Annotated in this window: 17 protein-coding genes and 2 pseudogenes; 7 read left to right on the forward strand and 12 right to left on the reverse strand. The window is 68.8% G+C overall.

All coding sequences use genetic code 11. The features are described from left to right. Window positions 1-471: 471 nt before the first annotated feature. Window positions 472-1,476 (reverse strand): aldo/keto reductase, encoded by a 1,005-nt coding sequence (locus ACFVFQ_RS34150; protein ID WP_383423658.1) that lies wholly within the window; start codon window positions 1,474-1,476, stop codon window positions 472-474. A 142-nt stretch (window positions 1,477-1,618) separates the two neighbouring features. Next, window positions 1,619-3,085 (reverse strand): MFS transporter, encoded by a 1,467-nt coding sequence (locus ACFVFQ_RS34155; RefSeq protein ID WP_383423660.1) that lies wholly within the window; start codon window positions 3,083-3,085, stop codon window positions 1,619-1,621. 89 nt (window positions 3,086-3,174) lie between these two features. Here ACFVFQ_RS34155 and ACFVFQ_RS34160 point away from each other — a divergent pair. Then, window positions 3,175-3,474 (forward strand): annotated as a pseudogene (locus ACFVFQ_RS34160) (XRE family transcriptional regulator); the annotation flags it as partial. Between the two features lie 472 nt (window positions 3,475-3,946). Here the strand turns inward: ACFVFQ_RS34160 and ACFVFQ_RS34165 are convergent. After that, the gene (locus ACFVFQ_RS34165) at window positions 3,947-4,855 is read right to left on the reverse strand and encodes a radical SAM protein (RefSeq protein WP_383423662.1); all 909 of its coding nucleotides are present in this window, start codon (window positions 4,853-4,855) and stop codon (window positions 3,947-3,949) included. A 1,147-nt stretch (window positions 4,856-6,002) separates the two neighbouring features. Between ACFVFQ_RS34165 and ACFVFQ_RS34170 the strand changes: the two genes are divergently transcribed. After that, entirely contained in the window at window positions 6,003-7,232 is a 1,230-nt protein-coding gene (locus ACFVFQ_RS34170) for a helix-turn-helix transcriptional regulator (protein WP_383423664.1), read from the forward strand. A 1,351-nt stretch (window positions 7,233-8,583) separates the two neighbouring features. Here the strand turns inward: ACFVFQ_RS34170 and ACFVFQ_RS34175 are convergent. The 3 genes from ACFVFQ_RS34175 to ACFVFQ_RS34185 form a co-directional block, all read right to left on the reverse strand. Then, on the reverse strand, window positions 8,584-8,763 hold the full coding sequence (locus ACFVFQ_RS34175) for a hypothetical protein (protein WP_383423666.1): 180 nt from the start codon (window positions 8,761-8,763) through the stop codon (window positions 8,584-8,586). Window positions 8,764-8,777: 14 nt separating this feature from the next. Then, on the reverse strand, window positions 8,778-9,950 hold the full coding sequence (locus ACFVFQ_RS34180) for a phage major capsid protein (protein WP_383423668.1): 1,173 nt from the start codon (window positions 9,948-9,950) through the stop codon (window positions 8,778-8,780). Window positions 9,951-10,865: 915 nt separating this feature from the next. After that, window positions 10,866-12,305 (reverse strand): recombinase family protein, encoded by a 1,440-nt coding sequence (locus tag ACFVFQ_RS34185; protein WP_383423670.1) that lies wholly within the window; start codon window positions 12,303-12,305, stop codon window positions 10,866-10,868. Between the two features lie 165 nt (window positions 12,306-12,470). Between ACFVFQ_RS34185 and ACFVFQ_RS34190 the strand changes: the two are divergent. Beyond that, window positions 12,471-13,184: pseudogene (locus tag ACFVFQ_RS34190) on the forward strand (XRE family transcriptional regulator); the annotation flags it as partial. 123 nt (window positions 13,185-13,307) lie between these two features. On the opposite strand, the gene ACFVFQ_RS34195 reads toward ACFVFQ_RS34190, so the two are convergent. Then, window positions 13,308-14,765 (reverse strand): MFS transporter, encoded by a 1,458-nt coding sequence (locus ACFVFQ_RS34195; protein WP_383423672.1) that lies wholly within the window; start codon window positions 14,763-14,765, stop codon window positions 13,308-13,310. Between the two features lie 65 nt (window positions 14,766-14,830). Here ACFVFQ_RS34195 and dusB point away from each other — a divergent pair, with 65 nt between their 5' ends. The 3 genes from dusB (at window position 14,831) to ppdK (ending at window position 20,358) form a co-directional block, all read left to right on the forward strand. Continuing rightward, the gene (dusB, locus tag ACFVFQ_RS34200) at window positions 14,831-15,967 is read left to right on the forward strand and encodes a tRNA dihydrouridine synthase DusB (protein ID WP_383423674.1); all 1,137 of its coding nucleotides are present in this window, start codon (window positions 14,831-14,833) and stop codon (window positions 15,965-15,967) included. Window positions 15,968-16,556: 589 nt separating this feature from the next. After that, window positions 16,557-17,288: a type 1 glutamine amidotransferase gene (locus ACFVFQ_RS34205; RefSeq protein ID WP_383423676.1), complete on the forward strand. Its 732-nt coding sequence runs from the start codon at window positions 16,557-16,559 to the stop codon at window positions 17,286-17,288. A gap of 325 nt (window positions 17,289-17,613) precedes the next feature. Beyond that, on the forward strand, window positions 17,614-20,358 hold the full coding sequence (gene ppdK / locus ACFVFQ_RS34210; protein ID WP_383423678.1) for a pyruvate, phosphate dikinase: 2,745 nt from the start codon (window positions 17,614-17,616) through the stop codon (window positions 20,356-20,358). Window positions 20,359-20,514: 156 nt separating this feature from the next. On the opposite strand, the gene ACFVFQ_RS34215 is transcribed toward ppdK, so the two are convergent. Next, window positions 20,515-21,000, reverse strand: coding sequence for a hypothetical protein (locus tag ACFVFQ_RS34215; RefSeq protein ID WP_383423681.1), 486 nt, complete (start codon window positions 20,998-21,000; stop codon window positions 20,515-20,517). A 580-nt stretch (window positions 21,001-21,580) separates the two neighbouring features. On the opposite strand from ACFVFQ_RS34215, the gene ACFVFQ_RS34220 reads away from it, so the two are divergent. Beyond that, window positions 21,581-22,423: an ArsR/SmtB family transcription factor gene (locus ACFVFQ_RS34220; protein WP_383423683.1), complete on the forward strand. Its 843-nt coding sequence runs from the start codon at window positions 21,581-21,583 to the stop codon at window positions 22,421-22,423. A 51-nt stretch (window positions 22,424-22,474) separates the two neighbouring features. On the opposite strand, the gene ACFVFQ_RS34225 is transcribed toward ACFVFQ_RS34220, so the two are convergent. The 4 genes from ACFVFQ_RS34225 to ACFVFQ_RS34240 all read right to left on the reverse strand — a co-directional run bounded on the left by ACFVFQ_RS34225 (window position 22,475) and on the right by ACFVFQ_RS34240 (window position 26,810). Next, window positions 22,475-23,425, reverse strand: coding sequence for a TauD/TfdA dioxygenase family protein (locus ACFVFQ_RS34225; RefSeq protein WP_383423685.1), 951 nt, complete (start codon window positions 23,423-23,425; stop codon window positions 22,475-22,477). Window positions 23,426-23,790: 365 nt separating this feature from the next. Next, the gene (locus ACFVFQ_RS34230) at window positions 23,791-24,627 is read right to left on the reverse strand and encodes a carbohydrate ABC transporter permease (protein WP_383423687.1); all 837 of its coding nucleotides are present in this window, start codon (window positions 24,625-24,627) and stop codon (window positions 23,791-23,793) included. Window positions 24,628-24,633: 6 nt separating this feature from the next. Continuing rightward, window positions 24,634-25,557 (reverse strand): carbohydrate ABC transporter permease, encoded by a 924-nt coding sequence (locus ACFVFQ_RS34235; protein WP_383423689.1) that lies wholly within the window; start codon window positions 25,555-25,557, stop codon window positions 24,634-24,636. Then, window positions 25,554-26,810 (reverse strand): ABC transporter substrate-binding protein, encoded by a 1,257-nt coding sequence (locus ACFVFQ_RS34240; RefSeq protein WP_383423691.1) that lies wholly within the window; start codon window positions 26,808-26,810, stop codon window positions 25,554-25,556. The genes ACFVFQ_RS34235 and ACFVFQ_RS34240 overlap by 4 nt, the downstream gene beginning before the upstream one ends. Window positions 26,811-26,987 lie beyond the last annotated feature (177 nt).

Raw genomic sequence — 26,987 nt, forward strand, 5'->3', positions numbered from 1 at the left:
CCGCACGCGTCCTCGTCCGTTGACGGTCACCACTCAACCCAGCAGCCCGAGTTGACCCAGCGACCCGAGTTGATCCCGAGGGTCGAGTTGACCCAGCGGCCCGAGTTGGCCCACCGGGCGGGCGTGGCACCCACCCGTTTTTCCCACCCCCCACGGGAGGGGACGGGCCGGAGGGGTGAGGGTGCCAGACGTAAAGCGAAGCAGTCTGGCACCCCCACCCCGGAGGACCGTCACCGCACCCAACAGCCCCGCGCAGCGGACCAGACAAGTCGGCCCGCCCCGCGCAGCGGCAGCGTCCCGCGCAGCGGCACCGCCCGCGCCGCAAGGCGCAAACAACAGCAATCCGCACGGCGGGAAAGCCAACCACGTGGGAAGCAAGCCAGCCCCAGGCGCCACGGCGGGAAAGCCACCAACGTGGGAAGCCAGCCAGCCGCAGGCGCCACGGCGGGGAAGCCACCAACGTGGGAAGCCTCAACGCTCGCTGTCGAGATGCGCCATCTGGCTCTCCGGGTAGCGGGCACCTGACGCTGCCCCCGCGGGAACGACTCGTTCGATGGCGGTGAGGTCGGTGGGGGTGAGGGTGACGTCGAGGGCGCGGAGCGCCTCCGTGAGGCGGTCGCGGCGGCGGGCGCCGATGAGGGGGACGATGTCGGTGCCGCGGGAGAGGACCCAGGCGATCGCGGTCTGGGCGACCGTGATCCCCTTCTCGTCGGCGATCTTGCGGAGGGCGTCGACGAGGTCGAGGTTGCGGTCGAGGTTGTCGCCCTGGAAGCGGGGGGACATGCCGCGGAAGTCGTTGGCGGCCAGCTTGCGGTCGCGGGTGAAGTGGCCGCTGATCAGGCCGCGGGAGAGCACTCCGTAGGCGGTGACGCCGATGCCCAGCTCGCGGGCGGTGGGCAGGATCGTGTCCTCGATGCCGCGGGAGAGCAGGGAGTACTCGATCTGGAGGTCGGAGATCGGGGCGACGGCGGCGGCCCGGCGCAGGGTGTCCGCGCCGACCTCGGAGAGGCCGATGTGGCGGACGTGGCCGGCCTCGACCAGCTCGGCGATGGCGCCGACGGTCTCCTCGATCGGGACGTCGGGGTCGACGCGGGCGATGCGGTAGATGTCGATGTGGTCGGTGCCCAGCCGCTGGAGGGAGTACGCGGCGAAGTTCTTCACCGCGGCGGGGCGGCCGTCGTAGCCGGTGAAGCCGCCCTCGACGGTGCGCAGGGCGCCGAACTTCACGCTGAGCAGGGCCTTTTCGCGGGCGGCGGCGGGGGCCGTGCGGAGCGCCTCGTTGATCAGCAGCTCGTTGTGGCCCATGCCGTAGAAGTCGCCGGTGTCGAGGAGGGTGATGCCCGCTTCGAGGGCGGCGTGGATCGTGGCGAGGGATTCGGCGCGGTCCGCGTCGCCGTAGAGGGCGGACATGCCCATGCAGCCGAGGCCGAGGGCGGAGGTCTGCGGGCCGGCGGTGCCGAGGGTGCGGGTCTGCACGTCGTGCTCCTGGGATGGAAGGGGTGGGGAGGGGCGACGGCGGGTGTGGTCGCCCGTCGTCGCCGTATCCACCTTCGCATGACGGCTGACAGATTTCAATATTTGTCATTCGTGAGGGTGAGGGGCCCCGTCCCGCCGCAGGTCAGCGCATGGTGCGGGGGAGTCGAAGGCCGAGGAGGGTGGTGCCCGCGACGATGGCGAGCTGGGTCAGCAGGGCGGCGAGGAACCCGTCGCGGATGCCGGCGGAGGGGAGCAGGGAGAGGAAGAGCGTGCCGAGGGTTGCCACGCCCAGGGCCAGGCCCGACTGCTGGGTGGTGACCATGACGCCGCCGCCCACCCCGGCCTGGGTGACCGGGAGTTCGCTCAGCACGATCCGCAGCAGCACCGGCAGCACCAGGCCCTGGCCGAGGCCGAGCACCGTCATGCTCGGGGCGAGCGCCGCGACCGGGACGGTGGGCCAGCCCGCGTGCACGGTCAGGGCCAGGGCGACGAGCCCGGTCCCCTGGATCAGCGAGCCGGTGATGATCACCTTGCGTCCGAAGCGGTGCACCAGACGGGGGCCGGCCAGCGACGCCAGGAAGTAGGCGAGGCAGAGCGGGAAGAGGGACATGCCGGCGGCCAACGGCCCGTAGTGCAGCCCGCTTTGGAGGGCGACCGCGATCACGAACATGAAGCCGCCGAAGCCCACCGAGAACGGCACGATCATGGTCAGGCCGCTGCGGACGGACGGGATGCGCAGGAGCGAGGGCGGGATCAACGGCGTGCGCCCGGTGCGCTCCGCGCGGCGCTCCACCCTCAGGAACGCCCCGGCGGCGAACGGGAAGAGCGCCAGCAGCAGCCAGGACCACAGGGGCCAGCCGGCGGCGCGGCCCTCGGTCAGCGGCAGCAGCAGGGCGACCATCGCGACGGCGAGCAGCACGGTGCCGGGGATGTCCACCGAGCTGGGGTGCGGCGAGCGGCTCTCGGGCACCGTACGGGCCGCGAGCAGCAGGGCCACGGCGGCGATCGGGACGTTCACCAGGAACACCGCCCGCCAGCCGCTGCCCGCCAGGTCCACCGAGACCAGCAGCCCGCCGAGCACCTGGCCGACGGCGCTGGAGACCCCGGCCGTGCCGCCGTACAGGCTGACCGCCCTGGCGCGCCGGCTGCCGGTCGTGGCGGCCTGGATGGTGGCCAGCACCTGCGGCAGCAGCAGTGCCGCGGCCGCTCCCTGGGCGACCCGGGCGGCCACCAGCGTCCAGGCGTCCGGGGCCAACCCGCAGGCCAGCGACGTCAGTCCGAACGCCGCCAGCCCCCACAGGAACAGCCGGCGCCGGCCCACCATGTCGCCGAGCCGGCCGCCGAGCACCAGCAGCGTGGCGTAGGCGACGCCGTAGCCGGCCACGATCATCTCCAGCGTCGCCGGGTCGGCGTGCAGATCGCGGTCGATGGTCGGCAGGGCGACGTTGACGATGAAGAAGTCGATCATCGGGAGGGCCGCGCCCAACAGGACGGTCAGCAGGCCCAGGGGCGTCAGTAGCGGGGCGGCCGCCGGACGCCGGCGGGCGGTGGCGGACGGGGTATCCGGGAGGGTGGTGGCTATCGGGGTTTCGCTCACGGGATGCAGCATCCCGCCTCGCTCAGAGGGGTACCAGAGTGTCCTTATCCTGGTATCAGCGCTACCTGGCAACCGGCTGCGGGCTGCGGCACGCTGGACGCATGACCGTGGATGCGAGCGTAGATGCGACGGGGGCCCGCGGGGCGGCCCGGCCGGGCGCGAGGGCGCCGCACACGACGGGCGCGGCAGGGACGGCGCCGCCGCGCGGCGGCGGGCACCGCGCCGACGACGCGGTCCGGCGGGCGGAGTTGGCCGCCTTCCTGCGCAGCCGGCGCGAGCGGATCACCCCCGAGCAGGTCGGGCTGCCGCGCGGCAGCCGCCGCCGCACCCCGGGCCTGCGCCGCGAGGAGGTCGCCCAACTCGGCGCCGTGGGCGTGACGTGGTACACGTGGCTCGAACGGTACACCCTTCGGGATACGTGCCGGACGGCGTTCGCCTGAGCAGCACGAAGCCCCGCCCATGCACCACGGGGGCAGCGCATGAACGGGGCCTCACTGGTCAGTGCGTAGGGTGCACTGGGGGGTTCTGGGCTCGCAGTTCTGCCAGCCGCCTTTGGTACAGCGCTCCGGCCACGTGGGCGGCACGTGCCGGAGACGGGGCCGCATCCTCGATCAAGTGCTGGGCCACCGCCTTGAGTTGGGCACTCCACGCCAACACGTGCTGTTGGGCTGTGCGTCCGCACTCCTGGGGCTCACCGGGAAGACATAGCGGAATCGTTCCCGGGCCAAGAAGCTTGAGGGCGGCATGCCGCACGTACCCGGCGATCACAAGCCACTGTTCCTCAGACCGCTGAGCACCCCCCTGCCCTTCTTGAAACCACATGGCGAAGTCGTCCCCGTGATCGTCCATTTGTGCGCTCCTGCGGGTCTCTGGTTACGCGGGTGCGGCGATCGTAGCCGTCTCCGCTGACGCGTTTGCCTCCCTTGGGTCGCAGTGACCCACGGACGGGGGACACGGCCCGCACGGGCCGCACATGGGGAGGAATTGCGGGGGCGTGCATGACTGCGCCCCTTCGCCGTGAACCGCCGTGATATCGGCCAGCACCTGTTCCATCTGGGCGCCACCCCAGATTTGGGCGAGAGGGGATTGCAGTACGTTGCCGATGTTGAGGAAGCGCCCCAGCACGCACGGCCACACGTCGCCGTTCGGGCCGATAGCGCATTTCTCATGTGCGCAGTGCCCGCAGAGGTCAGCGATGGTCGGTGCTGCGCCCTTGCTGGCCCTTCCGAACGCCCGTGTGCGGTCTCCGCCGACTTGGCCCACGCCGAGCGTTTGGAGGTCTTGCAGCGCCTCTTGAACGCGCTGTTCCTTCTGAACCGCGACGACTCCACCCCGCACGGGAATGTTCAGGCTGAGTGCCTTCTGAACGTTGTTCCGCGTGCGCTTGTGGGAGCCGCGAAGGTTGGTCACCGCGTCGTGCTCCTGAGCGGTGTCGGAGTAGTACGAGGTAGCGAGTTTGACGCCGTGCTGCGTGAACGCTTCCCACAACTCATCCCGAATGTGGGTCATGTTCGAGAAGACTTCGACGGACAGCCCCGCCCCGTGCGCGTGCTGGATCAGCTCCGGAAGGCCCGGGTAGAGGGTCGGTTCCCCGCCGATGAACTGAACGTCAGCGGCGCCCATGTCGGCGAGTTGATCGATGGTGCCGCGCCAGTTGTCCACGGTCATCGTGCCGTGAGTCCCCTTGGGGGACGAGTCGGCATAGCAGTGGTCACAGAATTCGTTGCAGAATCCCGTGACTTCTAACCATGCGAATTTCAGTCGGTTTCGGGCAGTGCTCACTGCGAGACTCCTTACGACTGTCGGTGTGTGAGCCCCGCCCCTGCCGAGATTCCGAATTGATGCGGGGGAGCATGATTCGGTGACGTTCGGCAGGGACGGGAGTTTATAGGTGGCCGGTAGCGGCCATGGTGGGAATGGCGCCGACGAGAACGGCCACAACGAATACGAACGTGGGCCAAGCCATCCGGTCGAGGAATCTTTTCACCATCGGAACGGCTCTCCTTTCCCGCCCGCGCAGAGGGGGCAGGGGACACGGCCCCGGTAATTGCAAGGCTTGCAGCCGCCGAACCCGCAGCAGTCGGAGCACCACGTTTCGCGGTGCCCGAAGCACCCGGCGCAGATGGTGCACAAGGCTTCGTAGGTGAGGGCAGGGGCGGACTTGGGGCGCTTCGCCGGGGCCTTTCTCGGCTTTCGCTTTCGGGCGGGCTTGGCGTCCGTTGCGGTGCTCACAACCGCCCCCGCCTCTTCTGACGGGCCATTTCGGCGCGCACCCGCCGCATGGTGGGGCTCTCCGAAAGATCGTCGGCCGCGCGGTCGTGCTGCGGCTCGTCATCGCCCTGGTCGGGGCATTGAGGGTGCCCGCATGTGCACTTCGGCCACGCGGCCAGCGCCGACCGGAGCGGCTGACAAGCGTCTTGGAGAAAGCCGATCGCCGCCCCGTCGTGTTGTGACTCGCTGCCGCTCACGACCACTGGGGCACCTCCGGAAGGTCCATTCCCGCAGTGGCCAGCACGAGGGAACGGCGACTCTGCCGAAGCGCCTGTTGGCGTCGCTCATGGGCTACGAGGTACGGGCGGACAAGCCCGATGTCCTCACCCCTCAGCGCGGGCACGGGGGGCGCAGGGACGGCCTGAACGGGCGCGACGAACGGGCGGGACTCCGGTGCCCGGTGGCGCCCTCCAGCGGGGAGGAACCGTCGCAGTAACCGGGTCAGGAGTCTGGTTGTATTGGGCATGTCGTCAACCTCCCGGGGTTGGTGGCCACGCCCCCGGACCGGTCGGACGGTCGCGGGGGTACTGCGTCTGACCACGGAACTGCGTAACTGGGGGCAGCACCACGGCAGAAAGGCCGCAGTCCTGCCGCAGCTAGGCCGCACTGGCTACGCTGACCAGGGCGGACAGAGCCAGCGAGGGGAGGACCGGCAACGATGACCAGCAGACGGCAGAGGTTCGCGGAGCGCCGGAAAGCGTGCGGGTTCAATCAAGAAGAGTTCGCGGAAGCGGTGGGCGTTGACCGTTCCACTGTCCAGCGTTGGGAGAACGGAAAGACCGGCCCTCAGCCCTGGCAAAGGCCGAAGATCGCTAAAGCGCTGGAAGTAACGGCAAATGAGCTTGAGTCTCTACTCGTCCCCGACGCGTACTTGTTGCCGCAACCGCCTAGCGGATGGATTTCTGTTGCACCTCCCACGACTGATGACGAGTTCGACGCCTTCGAGTTGACGCGGCGGGTGTCTGCAAGCGACGTGGGAAAGGAGACATTGAGCCGACTCGAAAACGCCTTTGATGAGCTGGCCATGAAATACCCGGTATCCCCGCCGCAGGAATTGTTGGAGCGCGTGCGCAAGCATTCTGCCTACGTCGCCCATCTAATGGACGCGCGAATGACACTTGCCGAACAGCGTCGGCTCTATGTCGTTGGGGGCTGGTTTCAACTCCTGGCCGCTACGCTCCATATCGATCTCAATCAAGAGCACGCCTCTACTGCTCGATTGCAAACGGCGGCAACTCTCGCGCAGCACGCCGAACACCGAGAAATTGAGGCTTGGTGTTACGAGACGGATGCTTGGCGTGTGCTCACGGATGGCGATTATGGTCGAGCGCTGGAATTGTCCCAAGTCGCCCAGCAGCTAGCACCCGTAGGAAGTTCGGTCGAAATTCAGGCTACGGCTCAGGAGGGCAGGGCAAGGGCGCGCCTCGGGTATTCGACAGAAACGTACGCGGCGATTGACAAGGTCCAGCGAATGTCAGCGGCGATGGTGCTACGAAAGGGCACGGAACACCACTACCAGTACGACCCCGGTAAGTCGCTGGCCTACACGGCAACCACGCTCGCATGGATCGGAGATACGGCGGCAGAAACGTACGCACGCGAAGTGATCGCCCGACTAGCCCCGGCTGACGATATCCACAAATGGCCCCGACGGGTTGCGTCAGCCAACATCGATTTGGCGTTGACGCTGCTCAGCGGTGACCGGTTGGACGAAGCGTGCAATGCAGCCCAGCGGGCAATACTGTCCGGCCGAGTCGTTCCCTCTAATCACTGGCGAGCGTTGGAAGTCGTCAAGGCCGTGGAAGCGCGCCAGTTGCCGGAAGCCTCCGACCTTCGGGAGGCATACCAGGGTCTCAAAGCCCTCCCGAGCGGGGACCAGGGTGCCTAAGAATTGAAGGCAGCTAGATCCCTTGGGAATGCTTGCTTGTTGTTCGCAAGAGCCCCCGCTGGCCAGGGGAGGCGCCTTTCTTTCGAAGGTGTCCAAATGCGGAAAGCCCCGATAGTCACCCAGCACGGGCGACTATCGGGGCAGTGGTCTCAGAAATGGCAGGGACAGACCATGCAGGCGAACAAGTCGGTAGGGATCGGAGCGCGCCCCATCTCCGCCGCGAAGAGGGCGGCAAAAGGAGCCCACAACGGATGCGTCGGCGGATCGGGAATGTCGGCCAACCGGCAGGCAAGCGCGGCTAGTTGAGTGCTTACCGGGTGCTGGTCGGGCATCACAAGCTCTCCGCGTCGTACTCGTCAAGCGCCTGTTGGGCTAGCCGTTGCATCTGCTCCAGGGCGCTTCCCTCGCTGCCAGGCGCCGTGCCCGTCTCAAGGTCCCGCATTGCGGAGTGGAGTGCAGAGAAGCACCTGAGCGCTGGGTGAGCGACGGGAAGCCCGCTGGCACCGATGACCATGAAGCCGTCAGTGGCTATCTGGCGAACCAACGCACCCCAGAGTGCCCGTACGTCATCGAATCGGTCCGGGGTACTCTCCGGGGCGTTCAGCGGCTTTACGACGGCAAGCCCGCCGTTCTGCCCCGCTGCCTTCCGGGCGCGCGATGCAGCCACGCGGCAACGGGAGTCGCAATACCGCTGCCGCGCATCGGAATTCTTCGGGAACGGCTTTCCGCACGGCTTGTGCTGGCAATGGGTCACCTTCACGGGCGAACCTCCTTTCAGGGAGAACAACTCCAAAGGGCGTGTTCGTTACGCACACGTTTTTCGAGCTTGGGCCGGGATCGCCAGAGCACATGTCCGCTGAACTTTCGGAGCACTCTGCCCTCCCCTTCAGCGCGGAAGGCAGGGTGAATGCGCTCAGGCGTCACGGCGCGTGTCATTCACGGGACGACATCGCTTGCATTCGATGGCCCAGCAATCCGAGCGCTCATCGCGCCGCGTATCTGCGGGCAATTGCTCCTTGAGTCGGTAGCCGATTCGCTGGCACGAGCGGCAGCGCGCGGGAACGCGCGGCCTGTTGTCTCCGCTGGGAACTGCCCGACCTTCCGGCCGCATCCACGCGGGGCGCATCCACGAAGGCCAGTCGCTCAACTTCTCAGCGGTGCCGGGAATCTCGCGCACCTTGAACGCGATTAGCGTGCGGCCGTCGCTGAGTTTGTGGGCAGCCCCCCTCTTGCGAGCCCACCCCTTTCCGGTGAGGTACCCCCCTATGTCGTCGGGGCACTGAATGCACATGCCCACCCCCAGGGGTACGCGGTCAATGCGCACCCCTGAGAGCAATTCTACGAACACGGATCAGACTCGATCAGCAAGCCCGGAACCGGTCAGCCAATTAGCCTCGGACTGCGGAACGTCGTACTCTTCGCCATTCAGTAGAACGCGCGACGCCTCGCCCTCAGAATTCGGCGGACCATAGGACATGTGGCCGGTCATGTGAATGCGAACGGTCGGCTCGTTAGGGTCAAAGAAAGTCATTGCTTGTGCTCCTCTTAGGCGGAAAGGGTGATCTTGCAGACGGCCGCAGCGTTGGGAACGGCGATCGTAGCGCGGGCAATCGCCCGAACGGCTGTGCCGTCCTTCAGGAATCCGAACTGGTCGGAGATCTGAAAGCCCGCGTCCTTACGCCACACGGCAAAGATTTGGTCCGCCTCGTAGGCGAGAACATCCGTGTTCGGCATGAAGGAAGAAATCCACACGGGAACACCCAGGATCGACCGCTGAACACCAGCCGTGGGCGAACCGGCACTCTCGCTCAGAAGGGGCTTCAGGGAACCCGACGTTTCCCGCAGCGCCATAAGCCCCGCCCACGTGGTCGGGTGCATCACAACGGCCGTGGCCTTCGAGTTCACCGCTTCGAGCTTCCCGAATGCAGCGACGAAGGCGTCAAGATCCTTGAATCCACCCTTGACCTCATGGGTCTGAATTCCCGGCGTATTTGCGATGCCCACAAACCCCTTGTTGGCGCCCGTGCCCACCAAAGCCTCACGGTCGAAACCGAGAGAAACCGACCGCATAAGCGACTTGGCCACCGGGTTCATGAACGCCGAACCCCCGTCCTCCACAAGCTCATTTGCCAACATGTCTGCGGCGGCAATCTTGCGAGGAGTGACCTTCAAGGGCTCAGCGCCGAAACCGCCGGTTGGCAGGTCATCAAGCTCACCGATGAATCCGGCCGTGAAATCCGAGCGGACCACCGGGAACGAGTACGTCTCGGCATTCGTCTGCACCCGATTAACGCCGGACGTCATGACAACAGACTGAGGAGCCAGAAGGTCAACGAACTTATTCGCCATCTCTTCGGGGGAAAATGCCTTGCCAGTCGCTGCCGTGGTGACGCCGCGCGCTGCCTGAATGGAACGGCTCAGGAGTTCACCAGCCGTTGCCGTATTGACGTTGCCGCGAGTGGCTGCAAAATCGCGCTTGACTCCCATCTCCTGGAGTGGAGAGTTAACGCGCATAGCCTCATCCTCAACGGCAGCGGCGGTAATGTGGCGCTTGGTCGTTGTATCGTATTCAGCTATTTCGTCCAGCAGGGCAGTTTCCTGCTTTCGTTCATCAGGCGTCAGAGAGCGATTCTGAGTCTGCGTGGAGAACTTCCGCAGCTTATTTGCTGCCACCTCTCGCTTCTCCATGGCATCGTTTGCAATTTCGGCGTGATTCAAGGGGTGCTCCTCAGTGGAAATGGGAATCGTGAGCACCGACTCACGTGAGTCAGTGCTCTGGATACGAAAAAAGCCCGGACCTCTGCCGTGACCGTGGCAGCGGTCATTCAGCAGAAATCCGGGCTTGGGCTCATGGGGCGCACTGCCATGCGCTATGCAGAGGTAAGGGCGACCCGTGGCCGGAGTGGATAACTCAACAGCCACGGGGCGCACCCCAACGCACCCCTACATAATCACTAGAGCGCAAGGGTTTCCTGAAATCACCCACCAGCACCCTTGCGGAGTCGGTAAGCCTTCTGTCTGTGTGCCGGAGAGCAATACTGGCGGGGTCGCCCATCACCCAGCCAGCGTTGTTCTGGCATCCGGCGAGTCCGCAGATTGCATCCCAGCGGGCAGCGTCAGCGTCTTCGCGCTCCTTGGCGGCGCATTCATTGCACGTCTTGTGATGCTGGTTCACCGGATCAAATAGCTCATTGCAGAGCGGGCAAGATCTTCCCCGGAGTTGTTCATTCGTCCGACTGGCCGCCCTCTTGAGGGCTTGTCGGCAGGCAGGTGAACACACCATCTCTTGCCGCCCGCTGAGAGGCCGATCGCAGCGGGCGCAGTGCGTGCGGCGACTGCCGCTCTCCCATGTGTAGTAACCCATGGTCCTCCCCTTGATGGGCGTTACGAAAATGGGCGTGGCGAGTGCCACGTCTTCTGTTTTCTTGTGTATTTCTCACGTACAAATAGAAAAGTGGGTACGTAGCACTTGGGATACGTAACAAATGCCGTTGGCTGCGACCCTTGGCGCTGAACCCTCCCTCAAGAGGGGAGCGCACGGGTTGCCCGCGCCTCTGTGCGCTTCACAGGAACGCGAACGGTCCGTCGCCGGGGTAATCCCAGCAACGGGCCGTTAGCGGCGCTCAGATGGCCTTATGCGGCCTTCTGGTAGGTGGCAGGCTTCGGCTCCTCCGCCGACTTCTCTACGGGCGTCCAAGTGACGCTGACGCGTCCCCCGGGGTGGCCGTTCGGGTAGACGGTGACCTTGCACCCCCAGTTAACGAGAAGTCCGCGCCGCGAGTCGGCCGTAGCGGCCTCCCATGCCTCCCAGAGCAGCGTTTCAGTCAGCTTCCATGTCTCGGTAACCTCTGGGGCGTGTTCCGCCTCCAAGCGGGCGTACATGGCTTTGAGTTCACGGAGCTTGCTTGTCAGCATGTCGTCAGCGTCGTCACCCATCTTGGCAATGGCGTTCGTGATGCGCTGGCGCTGTGCAGTGTTGTCTTCCATCGCTGCCGAATGATCGATGCCCCCGGAGTAGGTGACTTCGTAAAGCGGCTCGTTGCCGTGCTTATCGCGGAAGTCGGCGTACACCAGTGGCTCTATCCGGTCCGCCATGATTGACCCGTGCCCGTTCTCGCACTTGTACAGGGGCTTCTTCCGGCCGGACAGTCCGCCGTTCATCTTGCACCCCTGAGAGCAGACCACCATTCCGGCCAGCCACGGGGCGTCCCGCCGTTCGGCGCGCTCCCCAATCTCCAATTCCTTGAGTCGATCCTGTACACGCTTGTATGTCGCAGCGTCGATCACCTCCGGCCCGAACTGGACAGGGGTACCGTCCGCTTCGGTGACAAGCTCACCCTTGAACTCTCGCTGACCGCGCAGCACCACGCCGCGAAGGAGTTTCCGCCACTGTGCCCGACCGATCGGCAACGGCTCAGCAGTAGCCGCGAGACTTCCGTTCTTCCCGCCCGCGAGAAGCGCGTCTATCTGCTTCCGAACCAGCGCGAATGCTTCCGGGTCTTCCGCCAAGTAAGCCTTACCGTCGCGCCGTTCGACCTTGTAGGGAAAGGGAGCCTTTCCGGATATCCAGCGCCCTTGCTCGCGGCGCTCTTCGTGGGCCGAAGTGCTGCGCTCCGTGATGATGTCCAATTCCCATTCGGCCACAAGGGCAATGAGCTTGGCGACGAATCGGCCGGTACCGCTCCGGTCCGTGCTGTCCAACAGGCCATCGGTCGTGACTAGCCGAACGCCGTTCTCGTCGGCCCACATCAAGAGCTTGTGGAATTCGGTGACGCTACGGGCGAACCGGTCCAGCTTCCACGCGATCACGGTCACGGGACGATCGGCCATGATCCGCACCATGCCCCGCTTACGGGACTCCAGCGCTGAACCACCCGAAACGCCGTCGTCCACGTAGGCGTTCAGGGCAGCGCATTCGATGGTCTCAGCGTCGAATCCGAGTGCTTCGGCTTTGGCGCGGCAGGCGCGTAGCTGAACGTCCAGCGAAGAGGATTCGTCGGAGGCGCGGGACAGTCGGAGGCTGAACGCAAGGTCGGGGCGGCACAGTGGGGCGGTGGTGGTGGGAGTCTTCACGCTCACCCTTGAGCGCAAGGGTTGCCCGTCAACGAGGGTGACAAGGGCGGGGGCGGTCAGGGTGGCGGTGGGCATCGGTCCCCCAGGGGTGTCCTAGGGGGTCACCCGCTGGAAGGAGCAAGTGACCCCGCCGGATACGCGGTATCCGGAGCGGCGAACAGTTCCCTGGAGCAGGCCAGGGACATCCACGTCTCCCCCCAGGTGTTGGACGCGGTCGCCCGCGCCCTCCAACTGGACCGCGCCGAGCGCAGCCACCTCTTCGCGCTGGCCGGGGCCGTCGACCCGTTGCCGGGCAAGGAGTGCACCGGCATCCCCCGGGCGCTGCGCGAGGTCCTGGACCAACTGGCGCCCTATCCGGCCGTCATCCAGAACAGCCGGTTCGACATCCTCGCCTACAACGGCGCCTACGGGCAGCTGATGTGCGACCTGGACGCGCTGCCCGAAGAGGACCGCAACTGCCTGTGGTTGGCCTTCACCCACCCCGGGTGGCGGGCCAGTCTGGTCGACTGGGACGCCACGGTCCGGACGATGACCGCCAAGTTCCGCGCCTCGATGGCCGAGCACCTCGCCGAGCCGGGCTGGAAGGCGCTGGTGGCCCGACTGACGGAGGCGTCGCCGGAGTTCCGCGCGATATGGGCGCAGCACGAAGTCGAGCGCACCACCAGCGCGGTCAAGGTCTTCCGGCACCCCGTCGTCGGCGTCCTCCAACTGACCAGCACCAACCTGTGGTTGGGGCCCAACCCGGGCTCGAAGATGCTCAGCTACACCCCGCTCGACGAGGCGTCCCGGGAGCGGCTGGGGGAGCTGGACCAACTGGCCCGGAGGGCGGCCGGGTTGGTGGCCGGGCCGGCGGTCGACCGGGCGACCGTGGCGCCGTAGCGCGGCCCTTTCGGGGCGGCCGGTGCCGTGCTGAACCGGTACCGCTACGAGCCGCTGCGTTACGCGCCCGTGCCGTTAGGAGCCGGTGCCGTTGCGCGCCCCTGCCGTTACGAACGCCTGCCGTTACGAGCCGGCGCGCGCCCGGCTGTGGTCCGGGGCGGTCTCGTCCTCGAAGAGGGCCGCGGTGCGCTCGGCGGTGGTGCGGGCCCAGCGGCCGGTGGTGAGGGCGCCGAGGAGGAAGATGGCGCCGCCGCAGCCGACGATGATCCACCAGGCCGGGTGGGCGGCGGCCAGGAATTCGGGGTGGCTGGCGCCGGCGTGCGCCCCGCCCGCCAGGACGGCGCCGAACACCGCGACCCCCAGGGACTGCCCGACCTGCCGGCTGGTGGAGGCCACGGCCGCCGCGACGCCCGCCTGGGAGCGCGGCATGCCGGACACCGCGGTGTTGGTGATCGGGGCGTTGACCAGGCCGAAGCCGATGCCGAAGAGGACGTACCCGGTGAACAGCAGGCCGGTCGCCGACTCGGTGTTGAAGGCCGCGAGGAGGGCGCCGCTGAGCGCCATGGCGCAGCCGGCCAGCAGCAGCGGCAGCCGTGGCCCGCGGCCGCCGACCAACCGCCCGGACAGCGGCGCGCAGACCAGCGTCATGCCGGCCATGGGGATCATGTAGAGGCCGGCGTCCAGGGCGGACAGGCCGCGGATGTTCTGCAGGTAGAGGGTGTTGACGAACAGGAAGCCGCCGAGCGCGGCGAAGGCGCAGACCGCTATCACGGTGGCGCCGGCGAACGGCGCGCTGTGGAAGAACCGCAGATCGATCAGCGGCTCCCGGCGCCGCCGCTCGTAGCCGAGCAGGGCGACGAGCGAGACCAGCGCCACCATCACGAACCCGAGGATCTCCGCCGAGTCCCAACCGGTCGACGGAGCCTCGATGATCGCGTACGTCAGCGAGCCCAGGAGCGTGATCACCAGCAGTTGGCCGATCGGATCGACCCGGCGCGGCCGGGGCGCGCGGGACTCCGGCACGTAGCGGAGGGTGAGGAAGAGCGCCAGCGCGCCGATCGGGACGTTGATCCAGAAGATCGAGCGCCAGCCGACGTTCTGCACCAACAGCCCGCCGATCACCGGCCCGGCGGCCATGCTGATGCCGACCACGCCGCCCCACACCCCGATGGCGCGGGCCCGCTCCCGGGGGTCGGTGAAGGTGTTGGTGATGATCGACATCGCGACCGGGTTGAGCATCGAGCCGCCGACCGCCTGCACCATCCGGAACACCACCAGCCACCCCAGGTCGGGCGCCAGGCTGCACAGCAGCGAGCCGAACGCGAAGACCACCAGCCCGGCCGTGAAGACCCGGCGCCGGCCGAGCCGGTCCGCGGTCGAGCCGGCGAGCATCAGCAGCGAGGCCAGCACCAGGGTGTAGGCGTCGATCGTCCACTGCATACCGGAGACCGAGGCGTGCAGTTCACGCTGCATCGAGGGCAGGGCGACGTTGAGGACGGTGTTGTCCAGGCTGACGATCAGCAGGCTCATGCAGCAGATCGCCAGGACGAGCAGACGCCGCCGACGGCTGAGGTCAGGCATGGTTGAACGCTACAACGATCCGGTCCGCTTGGCCCCCGGCGGGGCCTCCGGTCCAGTGCGGGACAATGGGGTGCATGAGTTCGCTGCAGATCGGCCCGCACGCGGTGCAGCCCCCCGTGGTGCTGGCCCCCATGGCCGGGATCACCAACGCCCCGTTCCGGACGCTGTGCCGGGAGTTCAGTGGTGGTAAGGGTCTTTTCGTCAGCGAGATGATCACCACCCGGGCGCTGGTCGAGCGCAACGAGAAGACCATGCAGCTGATCCACTTCGACGCCAGCGAGCGCCCGCGGTCGATCCAGCTCTACGGTGTCGACCCGGTCACCGTCGGCAAGGCCGTCCGCATGATCGTGGAAGAGGACCTGGCCGACCACATCGACCTCAACTTCGGCTGCCCGGTCCCCAAGGTGACCCGCAAGGGCGGCGGTTCCGCCCTGCCGTACAAGCGGCCGCTGCTGCGCGCCATCCTCCGGGAGGCGGTCAGCGGCGCCGGCGAGCTGCCGGTGACGATGAAGATGCGCAAGGGCATCAACGACGACCACCTCACCTACCTCGACGCCGGCCGGATCGCCGTCGAGGAGGGCGTCACCGCCATCGCCCTGCACGGCCGCACCACCGCCCAGCACTACGGCGGCACCGCAGACTGGGACGCCATCGCGCGGCTGAAGGAGCACGTTCCGGAGATCCCGGTGCTCGGCAACGGCGACATCTGGTCGGCGGACGACGCGGTGCGGATGATGCGCCAGACCGGCTGTGACGGCGTGGTGGTCGGCCGCGGCTGCCTGGGCCGCCCCTGGCTCTTCGGCGATCTGGTCGCCGCCTTCGAGGGCGGCGGCGCGCCCGCGGCCCCCAACCTGCGCGAGGTCGCGGCCGTCATGGTGCGGCACGCCACCCTGCTCGGCGAGTGGCTGGGCGACGAGGCCCGCGGCGTGATCGACTTCCGCAAGCACGTCGCCTGGTACCTCAAGGGCTTCGCGGTCGGCTCCGAGATGCGCAAGCGGCTGGCGATCAGCTCGTCGCTGGCCGAGCTGGCGGAGGGGCTGCACGAGCTCGACCTCGACCAGCCGTGGCCGGCCGGCGCCGACGGCCCGCGCGGCCGGACCTCCGGCAACAACCGCGTGGTGCTGCCGGACGGTTGGCTCAAGGACCCCTACGACTGCGCCGGCGTCGGCGAGGACGCCGAACTGGACACCTCCGGCGGCTGACCGGACCGGCCCCCTCGCCCTCCCATCTCCCCGTAACGGGAGAGCAGTTCACCGGCCCCAAAGCCGATTCCGATTCCGATTCCCCTTCCGATAGCGCCGATCCCGTTCCGGCCCCGATACCGATGCTGATCCTCGTATGGGTATCGGGGCCGCCGCATTGTCGATCCGTATCCGTATCCGTAACCGCGGTCGGTGATCCGCGTCGATCCGCGTCGCCCTCAACGGATCGCTCGAAACGGTCGGAATGATCCGTGCCCGGAACAACTCGCGCCCCCGGAAAGGGAATTCCGAATACCGTGCGGAATGGCGCGCCGACGGCGCGGAACGGCGCGAAACGATCCGGTGCGGGACGGTGCGCGGGAAAGCCGCGGCCGGGAAAGAAAAGGCGCGGAGCGCGGAACCGGAATTCGTCCGCGGGGCGCGGGAAGGAAGCCGCGGCCCCGCCCGCGCGCGCCGTTGCGCCCCGCCGTCTTCCGGGCGGACCCGTCGGGCGGCACCATGCGGCACCGGGGAACTGGAACCCAAAAACCCCGAACGCACCGTCCAGCACGGGCCGTTGGGCCCGCAGCACGGGAGGGAAGTGACGGCCATGCGCGCCCTGGTCATCGTGCACGACCACATGTCCACCGCCGGCCACGTCGGCGAGCGGCTGGCCGAACGGGGCTACCGGCTCGACGAGCTGTTGGTCGTCCCCGCGAGCCGGTATACGACTCCGGACGTCGAGGTGGCGTTTCCGCCGGCGACGAACTATGGCCTGATACTGGCGCTCGGCGCCCCGTGGTCGGTGACCCGCCGCAACGCCTGGATCGAGGCGGAACTGGCCCTGTTGCGCACCGCCCACGCCGCCGGGGTCCCGGTCCTCGGCATCTGCTTCGGCGGACAGGCGCTGGCCGCCGCGCTGGGCGGGGAGGTGACGCCGGCACCCCGCTTCGAGCTGGGCTGGCGTCGGATCGCCACCGACGCCCCCGAACTGGTGGGCCCCGGGCCGTGGTTCCAGTTCCACGGGGACCGCTGGCGGCTGCCGCCCGGCGCCCGCGAGCTGGCCCGCAACGAGGTCGCCTCCCAGGCGTTCGTGGTGGGGCGGTCGTTGGGCGTGCAGTTCCACCCGGAGGTGACGCCCGAGGTGCTGCGGGCCTGGTTCGACGGGGTCGATCCGCAGCTCCCGGCCCGGGTGGGCGTCGACCCGGAGCGGCTGGTGGCCGAATTGCGCGCGGAGTTGCCCGCCGTACGGGAGCGGGCCCGGGTTCTGGTCGATGCGTTCCTTGATCGCGTCGCCGCGGAGGGTCCAAATGACGGGCCCACTGCACACATGAGCGCGTGATTCTCGCCACCCTTGATAGGGGTTGCGCTCAGATGAGCGCGATCATGTGGGCTCCACCTCTCGCATAGGTGGCACCGGGTGCCAACCCTCTTGCGTTCAACTCATCAAGCAAATGGCTGCGTAGCGTAATGGTTCGCTGGCATGCGACTGCGGAGTGCAGTGATGCTTTCAGGTAGTAAACGATGGTCGAAATGCATGATCACTTTCGATCTGCTGGCTGACGCCGGGTTACGCACGTATGTCGACCAAGTGGACGTACCCATACGCCTTCGATCTGGGTATGTTCCTCGCCGTCAGGGCAGCCCGTCGGCGAGGAGTCAGAGCCGTGCCGGAAACACAAGATCCCCACGTCAGCCAGTCTTCCTCCGTGAAGTTCGTCTACGACTTCACCGAGGGGAACAAGGACCTCAAGGACCTCCTCGGTGGCAAGGGCGCCAACCTCGCGGAGATGACCAACCTGGGGCTTCCCGTCCCGCCCGGCTTCACGATCACCACCGAGGCGTGCAAGGTCTACCTGGAGAGCGGCAGCGAGCCGGCGGCACTGCGTGCCGAGGTCTCCGAGCACCTCGACGCCCTTGAGCGCAAGATGGGCAAGGAGCTCGGGCAGGCCGACGACCCCCTGCTGGTATCGGTGCGATCCGGGGCGAAGTTCTCCATGCCCGGCATGATGGACACCGTCCTCAACATCGGCCTCTCCGACGCGTCGGTTTCCGGCCTCGCCGCGCAGGCCGGCGACGAGCGGTTCGCCTGGGACTCCTACCGGCGCCTGATCCAGATGTTCGGCAAGACCGTGCTGGGCGTCGACGGCGAGCTCTTCGAGGAGGCGCTGGAGGAGGCCAAGCACGCCAAGGGCGTCACCGTCGACGTGGACCTCGACGCCGCCGATCTGCGGGAACTGGTCGGCCAGTTCAAGCAGATCGTCACCAAGGAGACCGGCCGGGAGTTCCCGCAGGACCCGCGCGAGCAGATGGACCTCGCGGTCCGCGCGGTCTTCGAATCCTGGAACACCGACCGCGCCAAGCTCTACCGCCGCCAGGAGCGCATCCCCGGCGACCTCGGCACCGCGGTCAACGTCTGCTCCATGGTCTTCGGCAACCTCGGCCCCGACTCCGGCACCGGCGTCGCCTTCACCCGCGACCCGGCCAGCGGCCACCAGGGCGTCTACGGCGACTACTTGCAAAACGCGCAGGGCGAGGATGTCGTCGCCGGCATCCGCAACACCGTGCCGCTCGCCGAGCTGGAGTCGATCGACAAGGCGTCGTACGACGAGCTGATGCGGATCATGGAGACGCTCGAAACGCACTACAAGGACCTGTGCGACATCGAGTTCACCATCGAGCGCGGCAAGCTGTGGATGCTCCAGACCCGGGTCGGCAAGCGCACCGCCGGCGCCGCCTTCCGGATCGCCACCCAGCTCGTCGACCAGGGCCTGATCGACGAGGCCGAGGCCCTCCAGCGGGTCACCGGCGGGCAGTTGGCGCAGCTGATGTTCCCGCGCTTCGACCTCGACGCGCAGTCCGAGCTGATCGGTCGGGGCATCGCCGCCTCCCCGGGCGCGGCGGTCGGCAAGGCCGTCTTCGACTCCTACACCGCCGTCAAGTGGTCGCGCTCCGGCGAGAAGGTCATCCTGATCCGCCGGGAGACCAACCCCGACGACCTCAACGGCATGATCGCCGCCGAGGGCATCCTCACCTCCCGCGGCGGCAAGACCTCGCACGCCGCCGTCGTCGCCCGCGGTATGGGCAAGACCTGCGTCTGCGGCGCCGAGGAGCTCCAGGTCGACACCAAGGCCCGCCGGCTGACCACCTCCGACGGCACCGTCATCGAGGAGGGCGACGTCGTCTCCATCGACGGCTCCACCGGCAAGGTCTACGCCGGCGAGGTTCCCGTCGTGCCGTCCCCGGTCGTGGAGTACTTCGAGGGCCGGATGCACGCCGGCGCCGACGACGCCGACGAGCTGGTGCAGGCCGTCCACCGGATCATGGCCTACGCGGACCGGGTCCGCCGGCTGCGGGTCCGTGCCAACGCCGACAACGCCGAGGACGCCGCCCGCGCCCGCCGGTTCGGCGCCCAGGGCATCGGCCTGTGCCGCACCGAGCACATGTTCCTCGGCGAGCGCCGGGAGATGGTCGAGCGGCTGATCCTGGCCGACACCGACGCCGACAAGGACGCCGCCCTCGCCGAGCTGCTGCCGCTCCAAAAGGCCGACTTCATCGAGCTGTTCGAGGCGATGGACGGCCTGCCCGTCACCGTCCGGCTGCTCGACCCGCCGCTGCACGAGTTCCTGCCCGACATCACCGACCTCTCGGTCCGGGTCGCGCTCGCCGAGGCCCGCCACGAGAAGCACGAGAACGACCTCCGCCTCCTCCAGGCCGTGCACAAGCTGCACGAGCAGAACCCGATGCTGGGCCTGCGCGGCGTCCGCCTCGGCCTGGTCATCCCCGGCCTGTTCGCCATGCAGGTGCGGGCCATCGCGGAGGCCGCGGCCGAGCGGAAGAACGCCAAGGGCGACCCGCGCGCGGAGATCATGATTCCGCTGGTCGGCACCGTCCAGGAGCTGGAGATCGTCCGCGAGGAGGCCGAGCAGGTCATCGCCGAGGTGGAGAAGGCCCGCGGCGTCAGCCTCAAGCTCACCCTCGGCACCATGATCGAGCTGCCCCGGGCCGCGCTGACGGCCGGTCAGATCGCCGAGTCCGCCGATTTCTTCTCCTTCGGCACCAACGACCTCACCCAGACCGTCTGGGGCTTCTCCCGGGACGACGTGGAGGCCAGCTTCTTCACCGCCTACCTGGAGAAGGGCATCTTCGGCGTCAGCCCGTTCGAGACCATCGACCGGGACGGCGTCGGCTCCCTGGTCCGCAGCGCCGCGGCGGCCGGCCGGGCCACCCGCCCCGACCTCAAGCTGGGCGTCTGCGGCGAGCACGGCGGCGACCCGGACTCGGTCCACTTCTTCCACGAGGTCGGCCTGGACTACGTCTCCTGCTCCCCGTTCCGCATCCCGGTCGCCCGGCTGGAGGCGGGCCGCGCGGCGGCTGTTTCCACCGGTCCCAAGGGCAGCGACAGCCGCTGACCAGCGGGGCCACCGGCCCCACCGAACCCCCGGATCCGGCGGCGGACAGCCTGAACCCTCAACGCCCGTCGCCACTCCGGTACCCGCCGAGGGCGGCACCTTGTGCGGAGGTGCCGCCCTCGGCCCCGTGCGCGTCCGTGCGCCGCGCCGGCCCGGTCAGGCGCCGCGCACGGCGCCCGCCGGCCAGATCACCTCGACCGGCAGGCCCGCCGCGCGCGCCTGAAGGACGGCGTCCGCGGTGCCACCGCCCTTGCCGGTGGGGGGAGTTCCGTCCCAGACGGCCACCAGGCGGTCGGCGCGCCGGAGCAGCTCGCCGTTGGCGGCCTCGTACGCCCGCCGGTCGGCGGTGGCGTAGGGCATGGTGACGACCTCGGCGACGGCGGCGAGGCGGTCGAAGGTCGGGGCGTGGTCGGGCCGGACCTTGGCCGCCCGGTAGTCGCGGGACGGCAGGACGACGACGAGCCGGCCGCCGGCCGCCAGCACCGCCTGCGCGAACAGGGTGTCGGCGCCGCGGGCGAGGCAGCTGACGCCGACCAGTTTCCGGTCGGCGTGGGCGTGCAGCAGCGTGGTCAGGGCGTCCAGGACCAGGCGTTCGGTGCGGCCCGTCAGGTCCAGGTGCCCGGTCACGGCGAGGGTGGTCATGGCGGTCTCTCTCGGGGGTGGCGGGGGCCCTGCGGGGCGGTCCCGGGGCGTCGCCGCCGACCGTATACGGCCAACGATCCGCCGGATAGGGCCAGTTGACGCACGGCGAAGGCGGCACCTGTGCGCACAGGTGCCGCCTTCGCTTTCTCCGGACTCCCCCCTCGGGAGCTGCCGTCCTCCCAGTCGGCGTGGGAGGCGGCCTCCAACGGACGCCGCGGGGCCGGTTGTTTGCCCATCACCCCCCACGGGATCGAGCAATCCGGGCCGTGCGCACCGCCGTTGAATTGCCTCCAGCATTCACCGCAGGCGGGGCCCCGCGCGACCCTTTTCAAGTCTGGCCAAAAGGGCATGGTGACCGCACGTGGCGGCGTGCATACTCAGGCGTGCCGGGGGCCCAGGGAGATAACCAAAGAGTGGGGGTTCGGTGTTACGCGTCCATTTCAGTGGACTCGATCTGGCCCGCGTGCGGATTGCCGCACGCCCGGATGCGCTGTGGGAGACGGTCTTAAGCTTTCACCGACTTCGCGACCGGCGCGACGATTCCACGTTCGGCAGTTGGCGATCGGAAACCCGTGGAAGGTTGAATGGCGAAACGCGTCTGCTGGCACCGCTGGTGCCCAGCCGCGGCTATTTCCCGGATTTCCTGACGCCCGCGGAGGGCCTGCTCGGCATGGACGAGGCGCTCGCCGCGCTGCGCGAGACGCCCGCCCACCGGCTGCACGACGAGCTCGTCCGGCTCACGCCGGTCGCCGGCCGCCCGCTGCCCGCCTGGATACGCGCCATGGCCGACGGCGAGACCCGGGCGCTGGGCCGGCTCGCCGGGATACTGCAGAGTTACCACGACGCCGCCGTCGCCCCCTACTGGCACCGCGTCCAAAGCCGCATAGAGGCCGACCGGGCGGCCCGCGGCCGGGCCCTCCTGGACGGCGGCGCGGACCGGCTGTTGGCATCGCTGCCCCCGATGATGCGCTGGCGCCCGCCCGTCCTGGAGGCCGACTACCCGGTCGACCGGGACCTCCACCTGGGCGGCCGGGGGCTGCTCCTGCTGCCCTCCTACTTCTGCCGCCGCACCCCGGTCACCTTCTACAACCCCGACCTGACGCCCGTCCTGGTCTACCCGGTCGAGCACCCGGCGCCCCGGCTCACCCCGCCCTGCCCGCCGGACCGTTCGCTGGGCCGCCTCGTGGGCCAGACCCGCTCGGCGATCCTGCACGGCATCGGCGTCGGCTGCACCACCAGCGAACTCGCCCGCCGCGTCGACGTCTCGCTGGCCTCCGCCAGCCAGCACGCCACCGTCCTGCGGGACGCCGGCCTGCTCTCGACGCTGCGCCAGGGCAACGCCGTGCTGCACACCCTGACGCCGCTGGGCGCCGCACTGCTGCGCGGCGCCCGCCTCGACGGGACGGCGGCCTTCGAGCGGTGAGCCCCGACGCGGGCCCGAGACCCCGCCCCGGCCCCCGGGGCCGCCGCGCCCCTAGAACGGCCGGTCCCCGGCGATCGCCACCCGCTCGGCCACCCGCCGCCGCGCCCCGTAGTCGAAGACCGCGTAGTGCTGGGTGGCGCGGTTGTCCCAGAACGCCACGTCGCCGGCCCGCCAACGGAACCGCACCTGGAACTCCGGCACGTGCGCCTGCTGGAACAGCAACCGCAGCAGCCGGTCGCTCTCCGCCACCGGCAGGCCCACGATCCGGGTGGTGAACGACGCGTTGACGAACAGCATCCGCCGCCCGGTCTCCGGGTGCCGGCGCACCACCGGATGGACGACCGGCGGGAACTCATCCTGGAATGGCGCAAGTTGAGTGGCGGAGTAGAAACGGGAGAACCCCGGGAGATAGTCGTGCACCGCCCGGGCCCCATCGATCCGCTCCCGGATTTCCGGCGGCAAATTGTCGTACGCCGCCGCCATATCGGCCCACAGCGTGTCCCCGCCCGACTCCGGCACCTCGCGCAGCTGCAACACCGCCCCCATCGCCGGCCGCTCGCGGAAGGTTACGTCCGTGTGCCATACGTTCTCGAACGTCGGCACGCCACCGGCCGCCTTGTCAAACCGCACCACCTCCTTCGCGTCTCCCGGGGCGAGTAGCGGGTTGGTCTCCAACTCCCCCCAATGGGAAGCGAATTGACGCTGCGCGGCCGAGCTGAGGTGCTGGTCGCGGAAGAACAGCACCTTCCACTCCAGCAGCGCCCGGTTCAGCTCCGCCCGCAGCGCCGGGGACAGCGGGCGGGCCAGATCCAGTCCCCGGATCTCCGCCCCGATGGTCGCGGCCAGCGGCACCACCTCGAACAGCTCGTAGGGGCGGTCCGGCCAGTCGCCCGGGGTGCGGCGCAGGATCCGGCGGCCCTCGTAGAGGCCGTCGGCGGGGATGCGGTGCGGGCGCAGGGCGGGGGCGGGAGCGGGGGAGTCGGTGGCGTCGAGGGTCGTCAACGGGTCCTCCTTCGGGCCGAGTTGGGGAAGGGGAAAAGGGAGGAAAGGGGGAAAGGGGGGAGGGGAAGGCGAGGGGGCCGGCGCCCGGACGGCGACATAACGGCTCCCCTGGGGAGCGCCGCGGGGCTTCAGGCGTTGGGACAGTGGGCCGGTGGGGGCGAGCCCACCCGGCCGCGGCGGCGCAGGAAGCTCAGGCCGCGGGGCGCGCACGCGCCGTGAGGGCCGCGGTCGCGCGGCGCCGCCTCACGGATGAACGGGTGCGTGCACATGGCACGCACCGTACCCCATCCACGGCCCGGTGCCCACGGGTTCGGCATATCGGGCCACGGGGCCCGCCCGGTGGCGCGGGGCGGCCGGGCGCCGGCTCAGTCGTCGATGCCGCTGCGCTCCACGCCCGCCACGATGTACCGCTGGAGCAGCAGGAACACCACCACCAACGGGACGATCGAGACGCCCGCGGCCACGAACAGCTCGTGCAGATTGAGGTTCTGTGCGGTGGTGAACGTGGAGAGCGCCACCTGCACCGTCCAGGCCGACTGGTCCTGGCCGATCACCAGCGGCCACAGGAAGGAGTTCCACGCCCCGATGAAGACGATGGTGCCGACCGCCGCGAACACCGGCCGGGCGTTGGGCACCACGATCCGCCAGTACGTCCGCCAGTACCCCAGCCCGTCCACCCGCGCCGCGTCCTCCAACTCCTTGGGGAAGCCCAGGAAGTACTGGCGGAACACGAAGCAGGCGAAGGCGCTGAACAGGGTCGGGATGACCAGCCCGCGCAGGGTGGAGATCCAGCCGAGCGTGGAGACCAGGACGAAGCTGGGGACGAAGGTCACCGCCGCCGGGACCATCAGCGTGCCCAGGATGGCGTAGAAGACCACCGAGGCGTGGCGGTAGGGGATGCGGGCCAGGCCGTAGCCGGCCATCGAGGCCAGCACCACCGTGCCGACGGTCGTCGAGACCGCGATCACCGCGGAGTTGAGCAACGACCGGGCCAGCGGCAGATCCGGGTCCGCGAACACCTCGGTCAGGTTCGACCAGTGCCACGTCCGCGGGAAGAACGTCCAGTCAGGCGCGGTGATGTCGGACTCGCTCGCCAGGCCGTTGCGGACCAGCAGGTAGAACGGGACGAGGAACAGCAGCGCCAGTGCCACCAACAGCACCACGCGCAGCGCCCGTCCGGCCCGGGTCAGGGCATCGTGCACGACGTCTCACTCCTCCTTGCGGCCGAGTCCGAACCAACGGGCCTGGACCACCGTCGCCACCGCGATGATCAGGGCCAGGATCACCGCGCCCGCGCTGCCCAGCCCGAGGTTCTGGTCCCGGCCGAGCGCGGTGTAGTAGAGGTACACCAGCGGCGGGCGGGCGTACGGGGGGTAACCGCGGGCGTCGCTCAGCAGGTTGTAGAACTCGTCGAACGCCTGGAAGGAGTTGATGACCAGGAGCAGCAGCACCGCCACCGAGGTGGCCCGCAGCTGCGGGAAGGTGAGGTGCCGAAAGACCTGCCAGCCCGGCCGGGCCCCGTCCACCGCCGCCGCCTCGTACAACTGCGGGGAGATCCGCTGGAGTCCGGCCAGGAAGAGGATCATGTAGAAGCCGGCCTGGAGCCAGAGCCGCACGGTGACGATGACCAGCCAGTACCACGGCGGACTGGTGGTGGACAGCCACGCCACCTGGTCGATCCCGAACCAGCCGAGCACCGTGTTCGCCAGCCCGAAGCGCACCCCGTTGAACAGCGACAGCTTCCAGATCAGCGACGCCACGACGTACGAGCACGCGGTCGGCAGGAAGAACACCGAGCGGAAGAACGCGCGGGCCACCCGCAGCCGGTTCACCATCAGCGCCAGCGCGAGCGACAGCGCGAAGGTGGCCGGCACGATGAACGCGGTGAACAGCAGGAAGGTGCCCAGGCTGCCGAGGAACGCGTCGTCGCTCAGCATCGCGGCGTAGTTGTCCAGGCCGATGAAGTGCGTCGGGTTCACCGTGTTGTGCGCGTCGAAGAAGCTGAGGTAGACGCTCCACACCAGCGGTACGTAGGTGAACAGGCCCAGCCCGACCGCGAACGGCCCGACGAACACCCAGAACCACAGATTCCGCCGCTGCGGGCCGAGCAGCCGGGCGGTGCGCGCGCTCACTTCCTCCTGACCCGCTGCAACTCGGCGTTGACCTTCCGCAGCACCGCCTTGAGCTCGGTCTCCGGATGCGCCCCGTCCTTGATGATCCGGCTCAGCGCGTCCTGATACGCGTTGCGGTCCACGCTGGTCCACAACAGCGGCTCGGCGTAGCCGTGTTCGGTCGCCAGCCGCACCGCCTCGGCCGCCGGCCCCTGTTGGAGCTGCCGGGCCCGCTTCGCCAGGGAGAGCCGGGCCGGGATGTGGAACCCGTAGGACAGCGCGAAGTCCTGCTGGAAGTCGGTCCGGTCGATCCACAACCACCTGGCGAACGCCTTGGCCGCCGCGAGGTGCTTGCTGCGGGCGCTCACCGCCGACGCGTACGCGCCCACCGGGACGGTCGGCTTCCCGTGCGGGCCGTCCTTCGGGAACGGCAACACCCCGAAGTCGTCGCCCAGCGCCTTGGTGATCTGCGGCAGCGCCCACAGGCCCGACCACTGCATGGCGGTCAACCCCTGGACGAAGGCCGCCGGGTCGGACCAGTCGGTGGGCGCGCCCAGCAGCAGCGACCGGTCCGCGTACAACTGCCGGATCTTCGCCAACACCCGGGCCGCGGCCGGGTCGTCGAACCCCGGCTTGCCGTCCTCGGTGATCAGGCTCAGCCCCGCGGCGAACAGCGGTGTCCCGCTGAGCACCCCGACGCCGCCGTCGTTCCCGAGGAACAGCCCCTTCACCTTGCCGGTGGTCAACTTCTTTGCCGCGTCCACCAGTTCGTCGACGCTCTGGGGCGGCTGCACGCCCGCCGCTTTGAGCAGGCTCTTGCGGTAGTAGAGCACCTGGGTGTCGACGGTCTGCGGGATGCCCCAGATCTTGTCCTGCCAGATCTTCGGCGCCAGCACCGCCGGGTTGAAGTCGTCCTTCACCGGCGCGACGAGGTCGGTCAGGTCCGCCACCTGACCGCCCTGGATCTGCTCCAGCAGCGGGCCGTTGACCTCGAAGACGTCGGGGCCCGCGTCGGTGAGCAGCGCGGCGGCGGTCTGCCGGTCGTAGTCACCCGGCCGCCACTGGACGGTGACGTTCGCCTTCTTGTACGCGGCGGCGTAACGCCGCACCGCCTGCTGGGTGCCGGGTTCGCCGTACTGGTGGTACCACTGCGCCAGCGCTGGGCCCGAACCGGTGTGGTTGCGGCCGGTGTTGGTGCCGCAGGCCGTGGTCGCCCCGGCGAGAGCGAGGCCGCCTGCGGCGGCGAGGAGCCGTCTTCTGTCGATCACCGTCATGGGACGTACCTTTGCCCATTCGCGTCCGCGTCAACCCCCCACGTTGTTGGCTTTCCCGCCGTGCGGGTTGCTGTCTTTTTCGCCTTCGGCGGAGGGGTGTGTGGGGCGGGGGCGCCCGCTGGGTGGTGGGTGGCGGGTGCGGTCCAACCCGCGCGGGGTTAACCGCAGATTCGCAGT

The organism is Streptomyces sp. NPDC057743 (genome assembly GCF_042798755.1).
GTDB lineage: Bacteria > Actinomycetota > Actinomycetes > Streptomycetales > Streptomycetaceae > Streptomyces.